Annotated in this window: 8 protein-coding genes; 3 read left to right on the top strand and 5 right to left on the bottom strand. The window is 40.5% G+C overall.

Going from position 1 to position 9745, the window contains the following annotated elements; translation table 11 throughout:
- On the top strand, positions 1 to 1369 hold a 1369-nt coding region (locus B4F91_RS01115; protein WP_288635331.1), incomplete at its 5' end, for an isocitrate lyase.
- 487 nt (positions 1370 to 1856) lie between these two features.
- Here B4F91_RS01115 and B4F91_RS01120 read toward each other — a convergent pair.
- The 3 genes from B4F91_RS01120 to B4F91_RS01130 form a co-directional block, all read right to left on the bottom strand.
- Positions 1857 to 3893, bottom strand: coding sequence for a S9 family peptidase (locus B4F91_RS01120; RefSeq protein ID WP_286938146.1), 2037 nt, complete (start codon positions 3891 to 3893; stop codon positions 1857 to 1859).
- Between the two features lie 364 nt (positions 3894 to 4257).
- Positions 4258 to 4992: a 5-oxoprolinase subunit PxpA gene (locus B4F91_RS01125; RefSeq protein WP_054982061.1), complete on the bottom strand. Its 735-nt coding sequence runs from the start codon at positions 4990 to 4992 to the stop codon at positions 4258 to 4260.
- 19 nt (positions 4993 to 5011) lie between these two features.
- Positions 5012 to 6808: a glycoside hydrolase family 3 protein gene (locus B4F91_RS01130; protein WP_286938147.1), complete on the bottom strand. Its 1797-nt coding sequence runs from the start codon at positions 6806 to 6808 to the stop codon at positions 5012 to 5014.
- Between the two features lie 557 nt (positions 6809 to 7365).
- Here B4F91_RS01130 and B4F91_RS01135 point away from each other — a divergent pair.
- Together B4F91_RS01135 and B4F91_RS01140 are read left to right on the top strand one after the other, a co-directional pair.
- On the top strand, positions 7366 to 7575 hold the full coding sequence (locus tag B4F91_RS01135) for a cold-shock protein (RefSeq protein WP_004587186.1): 210 nt from the start codon (positions 7366 to 7368) through the stop codon (positions 7573 to 7575).
- Positions 7576 to 7771: 196 nt separating this feature from the next.
- Complete coding sequence (locus B4F91_RS01140; protein WP_083901803.1) at positions 7772 to 8452, top strand: substrate-binding periplasmic protein; 681 nt, start codon at positions 7772 to 7774, stop codon at positions 8450 to 8452.
- Positions 8453 to 8548: 96 nt separating this feature from the next.
- Here the strand turns inward: B4F91_RS01140 and B4F91_RS01145 are convergent, their stop codons facing one another.
- Together B4F91_RS01145 and B4F91_RS01150 are read right to left on the bottom strand one after the other, a co-directional pair.
- Complete coding sequence (locus tag B4F91_RS01145) at positions 8549 to 9250, bottom strand: substrate-binding periplasmic protein (protein ID WP_286938148.1); 702 nt, start codon at positions 9248 to 9250, stop codon at positions 8549 to 8551.
- Positions 9251 to 9604: 354 nt separating this feature from the next.
- Positions 9605 to 9745 (bottom strand): nucleoside transporter C-terminal domain-containing protein (locus B4F91_RS01150; RefSeq protein WP_273001744.1); only part of this gene is annotated, 141 nt, incomplete at its 5' end.

Genomic DNA, 9745 nt, shown 5'->3' on the forward strand with positions numbered 1-9745 from the left:
TGCGCAACAAATGATGATGGCAATAAAGCGTCATCAAAAAACAACTAAGCGCAGTTATGTTTACTTAAGTGGTTGGATGGTTGCTGCACTTCGCTCTGCATTTGGCCCGTTACCGGATCAAAGCATGCACGAAAAAACCTCAGTGCCAGCGCTTATTGAAGAGATTTATACGTTTCTAAAACAAGCCGATGCCCGTGAACTAGACCACTTATTTAATGATCTAGACGAAGCGAAAGCCAATGGCGGCGATGTGCAAGCGGTGCTTGATAAAATTGATAATTTTGAGACACATGTAGTGCCTATTATTGCCGATATTGATGCTGGTTTTGGTAACGAAGAAGCAACCTACCTACTTGCGAAAAAGATGATTGAAGCAGGTGCGTGTGCCATTCAAATAGAAAACCAAGTGTCTGACGCTAAACAATGTGGTCACCAAGCAGGCAAAGTAACTGTACCGCACGAAGATTTTTTAGCAAAAATTAACGCTGTACGTTACGCATTTCTAGAACTCGGTATTGATAACGGTATTATTGTTGCGCGTACCGACTCATTAGGTGCAAGCCTTACGCAAAAAGTGCCTGTGTCACAAACGCCATGTGACTTAGCTAGCCAGTACAACGCGTTTTTAGAAACCACACCTATTAACGGTGTAGATGATTTAAAAGAAGGCGATACGGCAATGAAAATTAATGGCCAATTATGTAAGCCAACGCGTTTAGAAAACGGTTTATACCAGTTCCGCGAAGGCACTGAAAAAGACCGCGTGGTACTAGATTGTGTAACAAGCTTACAATCGGGCGCTGATTTATTGTGGATTGAAACCGAAAAACCACACGTTAAGCAAATTGCAGAGCTAGTTAACCGCGTTAAAGAGCAAGTGCCTGATGCTAAACTTGTTTATAACAATTCACCGTCATTCAACTGGACGCTCAAATTCCGTGAGCAAGTGTACCAAGAGTGGCAAGAAGCGGGTCGCGACTTGAGCGCTTACCCAAGCCTAGGTGATAATAAAGGCCTAATGGCGCCAGAAATGGACGATACAGAGCTTGCTGCTGAAGCGGATGTATTAGTGCAAAACTTCCAGCGCGATGGTGCACGTGAAGCGGGTATTTTCCATCACTTAATTACACTGCCTACATACCATACGGCTGCACTAAGCACCGATATTTTATCAGAAGGTTACTTTGGTGATATGGGCATGCTTGCTTATGTACGTGATGTACAACGTCAAGAAATTCGCCGCGAGCAAGCCTCAGTTAAGCACCAAGATTTAGCCGGGTCTAATATTGGCGATACCCACAAAGAGTACTTCTCTGGTGAAAACGCACTTAAAGCCGGTGGTGAAGATAACACCATGAACCAGTTTTAACTTTTCTAGATAGTGTTACTCAAGGGCCGTAAGGCCCTTTTTTTATTGTATTAATATAAATCGGACTCGGCTAAATTTAGTCTGGATCACAATTTAACTAGGTAGATATTAAGTACAGCTATATGGCTGCTTTTTTACTGTAAAGCCGCTTTAAAGTGCAAAATCCCCCTATTAAAAGGCTGTTTTTAGCTGTTTTACTAAGTATAAGTAAAATAATAAACCGAAATTTTACTAACCTGGTGCCTTTATAAAACAATTTTTTACTAACTGAGTGCTTATAAACAGTGGCTCAAACCGATTTTTTACCAACTCAAGCGATTAAATTTACAATAAACCGAAATTTTACTAACTGAAAAATGCCTAAGTCCGATATGGATAAGAACAAAACTGTAAAGGGGGTTTACAGTTTGGCATTAATTAACCTAAGCGTGGGTAATTACAAAAAAAGCCACTTAGGTGTGGCTATTTTTAAACCTAAACACGGAGCTTATTTTTTGTTTGAGTGCTTATCAAACCACCATTGAATGTAGGCTACCTTGGTCATTAAATTAGAAGGGCGCGCCGTAATACCGTGTGATGCATTAGGAATACGCACCATGGCGGTATCAACACCTTGCAACTTAAGGGCTTGATAAAACTGCTCGGTTTCAGAAATAGGGGTACGGTAATCTGCCTCCCCTGTTAAAAGCATAGTGGGCGTTGTTACGTTACCTACATAGCTAATAGGTGAGCGTTTCATATAGTGCTCAATATGATCCCAAGGTTTACCTGGAAACCAGTAATCGGCAAAAAATGGATAAAAGTCGGCAGTTAGTACAAAGCTGATCCAATTAATAACGGGTTTAGCCACCACTGCAGCAGCAAACCTGTCGGTGTGCCCTACAATCCATGCGGTTAATACACCACCGCCAGAGCCACCTGTTACAAATAGTTTAGACTCATCAATAAAGCCTTTCGCTATTAGCGCATCAACGCCGGTCATTAAATCGTCAAAATCGTTACTTGGGTAATTATGATGAATTGTTTGGGCAAACGTTTTACCGTATGAGTCACTGCCTCGTGGGTTCATGTATAAAACCACGTTTCCTTTGGCTGCAAACAATTGCACCTCGGTACTAAAGTGAGGGCCATAATTGGCCACCGGGCCGCCATGAATTTCTAAAACAAGAGGGTATTTTTTTGATTTATCAAACCCAGGTGGGTATGCAATCCAGCCTTGAATTGGCAGCCGGTCGTGGCTCGATTTAAGCCAAATTTCTTCTACGTTGGCAAGTTCTTTATCGCCTAACGCATCGGCATTGAGTGTAGTGAGGCGACGAGCTTTGCCTCGTTTTATAGTCGCTATATCTGCAGGGCGCTGAGTATCGGCAAGTGTAAAAGCAATATCGCCATCTTCGCTTACATCAAAATCGCCGCCCGAATAAGGACGACCAAACGCAACGCTGCCTATTTGCTCGGTGAGCACTTTACGCTTACCACTGCGTGGTTGGTAGGCAAGGGCGGTTTGGCCTTCGTCTGCGTAGCTAAAGTAAACCCCTTTTGAATTAGCACTCCATTTTATTTGCCCCACACTTCTATCAAAATTAGGGGTTAGGCTTTTTGTATCGCCCGTTTTTAAATCACGAATATAAAGCTGCGTGTTTTCGTAATTGGTGCGTTTATCATCATACCCTGTAAAGGCCAAGTAACGCCCATCGGGAGATACTTTAGGTTGTTGGTCAGGGCCGTTTCTGTTGGTAATGGCAGTAATTTTTAAGGTGCTTAAATTAAGCTGGTAAATTTCACTATTAGTGGGCTTTAGTTGATTTTGCTCATGCCGATTGGCCGAAAAATAAAGGCTGTTGCCGTTTTTACTAAAGCTTACTTCGCCGGCGTTATTAAACTCATCGTGTGTGAGCTGCTTTGCATTGCCGCCATTTGCATCTATTGCAAATAATTGCCTAAATCCTTTTTGGCTATAACCGCCTCCGTCGGCGCGGTAGTATACATCGTCTATAAATTTAGCAGGTTCGGCCCATGTAGCGCCTTTAGGCTTGCCAGGTAAGTTAACAGGTGGTGCACTGCTACTTGGTACAAACATACTAAAAAGAAGCTGCTGAGAGTCGGGATGCCAGGTAATTGCGCGTGGGCTGCTGGTTAGGTTACTAATTTTTGCTACAGCACCTGTTTTAAGCCACTTCATATAAATTTGGCTGCTGCCATCGCGGTTAGATATAAACGCAAGGCGTTGCCCATCTGGCGATAGTACCGGGGAGTGATCCATATGCACGCCCGAGGTAAGCGGTTGCAGTTGTTTAGTTTTATAATCAACTGACCAAATATTACTGACTTTACGGTCCGTTTTTATATCCATACGGTTACGTACAAAGTACACCGTTTTACCATCGTCTGTTATATCAATTTGATTGGCGTATTCAAGATTAAACACATCTTGTAGCTGTAATGTGTTGTCCTTTGCAAAAGCTAACTGGTTACTACCAAGTAATAAACTACTACTTAAACTAAGTGCTAAAAGCGTCTTCATTTGTAATCCCTGTGGTGGTTTTTGTATATGTAGTTATATGTCAGCAAGGAAGGGATGAAAAGCGCGATGCGGTGAATCTATAATTTAATACCAGTTTAAGTAAAACATGGTTACTTTAGAGTAATAAATAGTGGAACTGCTGCGTTAAATTTTTTATATGCAGCGCCATTTATTACTGCGCTGTGTGACTTATGCTTTGTTACTGTGCTGTGCTGTTGCGCTTTTTTTAAAGCGATATTAGGTTTTACGTGATTGGACTAAATGGAGGTTAAAGCTGTAAAGCCCCTTTACAGCTTAATAGTTTTTAAAGTAAAGCAAACATGCGTTTTGTAGCTTGAGGCTTAATAACGAGCTAAAAGCAAGGTTAGGTTGCTGATGCACACAGTGATTTAATTTCTTTAATAAGTGCAATACCGGCTGCGTTATCGCCATGTACGCACAAACTGTTGGCATTTAAGTTTAGGGTGTTTCCTGAGCGAGTGGTTACACAGCCGTCGGTTAATAGCTGTTTTACTTGTGCTAAAAGTGCTGGCTTGTCGTGAACGCTGCCATCAAGGTGGCGAGATACTAAATGACCTTCGTCTGTATATTGCCTATCAGCAAAGGCTTCTAGAATAAGATCTACACCTAAACTATTGGCGGCAAAGGTGTGTTTTGCAGAGTCTTTTGTGGCTAATAGCATAAGCTTTAATGGTGCAGGGTAGTGCGCTATAGCAGTAATAACTGTTTGTAAAATATGATCGTTTTTCATCATGTCGTTATATAAAGCACCATGTGGCTTAACATAGCTAAGTGTTAAGCCCTGTACTTTAGCCATGCCATCAAGGGCGGCAATTTGGTAATGTAAGCAATTGGTCAGTTCTTGCGCGCTAAGCGCCATAGAGCGCCTGCCAAAGCCTTGTTGGTCGGGGTAACTTGGGTGCGCACCTATTTGTACATTGTGCTGCTTTGCTAAATACAACGTATCGGCTATTACATCTGGGTCTCCACCATGAAAACCACACGCAATATTTGCCATATCAATATGAGGCATTACCTCATCATCTAATCCCATTTTCCATGCGCCAAAGCTTTCGCCTAAATCGCAATTAAGTTTCATTTTTTATCCCTTGTTATTATTATTTTATGGTCACTGGCAGTACGCCATTAGCGTGTGCATTGCCTAACAATACCTTAGCAAGCGCTGTAAATGCAGGCCCCGCAACAGCATTGTTTTTATCTGTATCTATATTATACGCATAAGAAGCAAGAACTGCATTAGCTCTGCTGCCAAACTGAGCTATGTCGTAGGGGGCACGTAAACTTATAAATATTGTTTTTTTATTCACTGATGCAGCTATATCCAATAAAGATGACAGCGCTTTAGGTTGCTCAGCGGTGTTGAGTGCAAAGCGAGGGTCGTCTTTCAAATCATCCATTCCTCCAATCTCTACAGCGCTTTGATTAGGCGTAGCGTTGCCTGCAATAACAACATCTGCATTTTTAATTAAGCTACGCGCCTTTATAGGGTCAAACCCTTGTAAACTACTGCAACTATATTTAAGCGCCGCAGTACTTATAGCGCTAAGCGCTTGCTGCATGGCTATGCATTTTCGGGTATCGGGCATAATAATATGGATGTGTTGCCCTTTGCTTAAATTAAGAGGCAATGCATTATTGTTATTTTTAACCTCAGTAATAGCATTTACGGCAAGCTCAGCTTCTATTTTGCGATGTGCTTGAGAGCCAATAATATCTTTTGCTTTAGCCAAAGTGCTTAATGGGTCTAGCTGTGTGGTTAATTTAAATTTATTTTTTAAAGCGGTTATACGTGCAGCCGATTGAGCCACTTCGTCTTTACTGAGTTGTTTATTATTAACAGATGCGACTAATTCATCCATTAGTTTGTCGAGTGCGTTTAAATCAGTCGGTGTTCTGATCTCTATTGGCATAAGCGCTAGGTCAACGCCTGCTGCAAAGGTATTGATTACCGCTTGGGTTGGGGTGAAAAAATGACTAATGCCGGCCATATCTAAAGCGTCGGTTACCACCACACCTTGATAATTTAACTCCCCTCTTAAAATGTCAGTAATTATAGTACGCGACATAGTGGCGGGTTTTATCATGCTTTTGCCATCAACACTTACAAACGTACTGTTATCGAGTTGTGGGTATTGAATATGCGCCGTCATAATCATACCTGGGTTTTGCGTGGCAATTATGTGTTTAAAGGGAGCTAAGTCTTGTTGGTATATGTCTTCTTTGGAGTGATTTACTTGTGGTAACCCTGTGTGGCTGTCTACGTTGGTATCGCCGTGCCCTGGGAAGTGCTTTAACGATGTAATAACGCCGTTGCTCTCAAATCCTGCCACTTGTGCTGCGCCTAGCTTACTGACAAGCGCTGGGTTTTCACCAAACGAGCGCACATTAATTACCGGATTGTCGGGGTTCATGTTTACATCTACCGTAGGGGCATAGTTAACATTAATACCTAACGAATTTAGCTCTTTAGCTATAACAGTGGCAGTTTGGGTTGCGTATTGAGTGCCATACTTTTTATAGGTTGCACCAATAGACATATTACCAGTAAATGAAGTGGCAACATCGCGTGGTAAACGCGCCACTCGGCCGCCTTCTTGGTCTATCGAAATAAATAACGGCAGCTTTGAACTTGATTTACTCGCCGCAGCTTGTAATTGGCTATTAAGGGTAATGGTTTGCTCAATAGATTGGGTGTTTTCAGAAAATAAAATTACACCACCAATATTATGCTTAGCAATGGCCGCTGCTAGTTCATTAGGTAGGGTAGTAACCGGTGTTCTGCATTGTTTGCTTGACCCTTGCTGACAAAAATAGCGTAAATCGAGTATTAGTTTTTGCCCCAATTGTTGTTCAAGAGACAGTGTAGGCTTAGCAAAAGAAGATTGTAATGGCATTAAACACCCAGATAAAAAAACAACAGACGAAATAAAGCATTTATTTAGCAAAACACACTCCAACGCTAAATAGATAAGTGGCAGTAGCTTATCTATTTTTGTGTACAACTGCAAAGTGCAGCTGTTTGTATACACAGGGTAAATTGTAAGGCGTGTATCATGGCTGAATACGTTTTATCTAAATGGTGAGTAGGTGTTAAATTAGCTGTACTCACTGCCGCCGTTTTAAAAACTAAAGATTAAATAGTTCATTGTTTTAATTGGCCAGTTAACTATTAAAGCCGCGCAGGGGTTAAGCTATAGGCTAGCCACGGGAGTTATTCAAGGCGAAGCACAAACACTATTTATTGCCAGCATTACTATAAAGGCTTGACATAAATAGTTAACTCTATATAGTAGGCCGCAGCTAGAAAGAAAGCATGTAATTTATAAATCTCCATTTCGTTGTTGTATAAGTAATACTTGTAGTACCGTCCTGAAGTTTTTAAGTACCATCTCATTTTTTGCTACACCCGCTCTTATGAGCATATTTTTTATTTTTATATCAGGATATTACAATGTCTAACATCGTATCAGGTACAGTTAAGTGGTTCAACGAGTCTAAAGGTTTTGGTTTCATCGAGCAAGAAAACGGCCCAGACGTTTTCGCACATTTCTCAGCAATCAAAAGCGAAGGTTTCAAAACTTTAGCTGAAGGCCAACGTGTAGAGTTCACTCTTTCACAAGGTCAAAAAGGTCCTCAAGCGGATAACATCACTCCGTTATAATTTTTACTTTTAAAGTAAAAATAAAAAAAAGCGCTTAAGGCGCTTTTTTTGTGTCTAAAATTTGACTGTAAAATAGCGCCATCTATCATTTAATAATATAAATTAATGTAGTGGTGCGGTTATTCTAAAACTCTTTCCTTTTATTGCTTGTTTCTTCTTTAGCACATTTACTTATGCAAACCATTTTAAGTTAGTTATTTATACAGATCAGTTTGCACCTTATAATTTTATAAACGAGCACGGCCAACTTGTTGGCGCTAACTACGATATAGTCAACGCACTGTGTATTAAAGCAGAAGTAGAGTGCGACTTTAAAGTCATGCCTTGGAAGCGTGCCGCAATGCTTGTGCATAAAAAGCCTTATTCAGCCATTTTTTCAATGGCGCAACATACTAACCGAATTCCTTTATTTAATTGGCTTGGCCCGTTAACTACTGCACGAACTTATTTTTATAAGTTAAAAAGCCGTCCTGATGTCACTGTAAATACCCTTAACGACACCACTCTTTATTCGTTAGGCATGGTAAGGGGAGATATATATCAATCATTGGTCAAAAAAATAGGGTTTGTAAATGGGCAAAACTTAATGACGTTTGGTGAAGAGCAACAATATATTCAGCTTTTTATAAACAATAAAATAGATCTTATTTTAGGCTCGGAGCACGTTATTTATAACCAATTAAAGCCTTATAACGTGAGCTTACTTGATGTAGAGCAACTTACTGAACTACCTGTAAGTAACGATCTTAAAGATAATTATTTAGCGTTTAATAAAGCGGTGCCGCAGCACATAGTAGAGCGCTTTCAACGCGCCTTTAAAGTGCTAAAACAAGAGCGCAGTCTCGATTCGTTCATAGCGCCATATAGCAATAATTAATCACTAAGCCCCTATTTTAAATTTCATTACTTAGCCACTAATTAACGTAACTAAGCGTTAAAACTGCGCTTAAATAAGTAAGGTTTAGCTTAGGGGCTAGGGTAGCCCTTGGGTATTTTTAAGTGTGTAAAAGGCTTTTTGTAGCGCGTTTATATAGCGCATATCGGTGTTTTTATTTGCTGCCAAATAGGCATCTACCTTGAGTTCTTCTACATTATATATGGCTTTAAATTCAGCGTCAGGGGTGGGCAAATACTGACTTATTTGATGTATTAGTTCGGGGTCATCAACAATTAAGTCTACTTTTTTAGCAACCAGTAACGCATACGATTTTTGTATATCGGTGGTTAGTACAACCTCAAACCCCAAGTTGGTTAATATATCAGTAGAAAAGTCGTTACGTTGCATCGCTATTTTGTATTTATTTGCTTCCTCAGTATTGTTAATAATTATGTCGTCACGCTCTTTAAGCGCAACAAAAGCAAGCTCAAAATGTGAAACTGGGCCTATCCAATGAAAGTTATTTTCTCGCCCTTTTGTGCGCGCTATGGTGTAAATAAAGGTGTTATGGATAGTGCTGGCAAGTCTAAATGCTCGCGCCCATGGGTACATTTGTATATCGGGCGTTAGGTTCGCCTTTGCAAAAATAGCCCTTATAAACTCAGTGCCTTTGCCTGTCACTTTTCCATCAACGAGTATTTGATCGGGCGGCGAGAGTTCCGTGACAACTAAAAGAGGGTCAGAGCTTGCGTAGCTATTAAAAAAAACAAACAACGATACTAATAAAAGTTTACGCATTTATATAAATCGACTTATCAATAGCGGCTATTTTATGAGTGTGCTTAAAGGTAGAACATCAATAAAACAGTAGGTTACATTAGGATAAACCTAAGTGTGGCCTAAAATTTATAATTTACCACTTTTCAATAATACAAATTTATCGCAAAAATATAAAAAGCCATGCGCGTATATGTACTTAAAGGTAAGAAAGAGAAAGTTGTTTTTAACAGGAAGAATATATTTATAAGGGCCCTAAAACGATAAAAGGGCCTTGCGGCCCTTGGTGAAGTATCGTTCAAGTCAGATAGTGCTTTAACCCCTTAAAGTACTATCTTCTTGTTTTGCAACACCGGTGTTCATCTCATTAAGTTTCTAAGCTAGCGAGAGGAAAAACCCAGCAATTGCTGCGCTCATAAGGTTAGCCATAGATCCTGCTAACACTGCTCTGAGCCCTAAGCGTGCGATATCCTTTCGCCGACTAGGCGCCATACCGCCTAATCCACCTAGTAAAAT

The sequence above is a fragment of the Pseudoalteromonas sp. UBA6610 genome (genome assembly GCF_002433295.1).
Classification (GTDB): domain Bacteria; phylum Pseudomonadota; class Gammaproteobacteria; order Enterobacterales; family Alteromonadaceae; genus Pseudoalteromonas; species Pseudoalteromonas atlantica.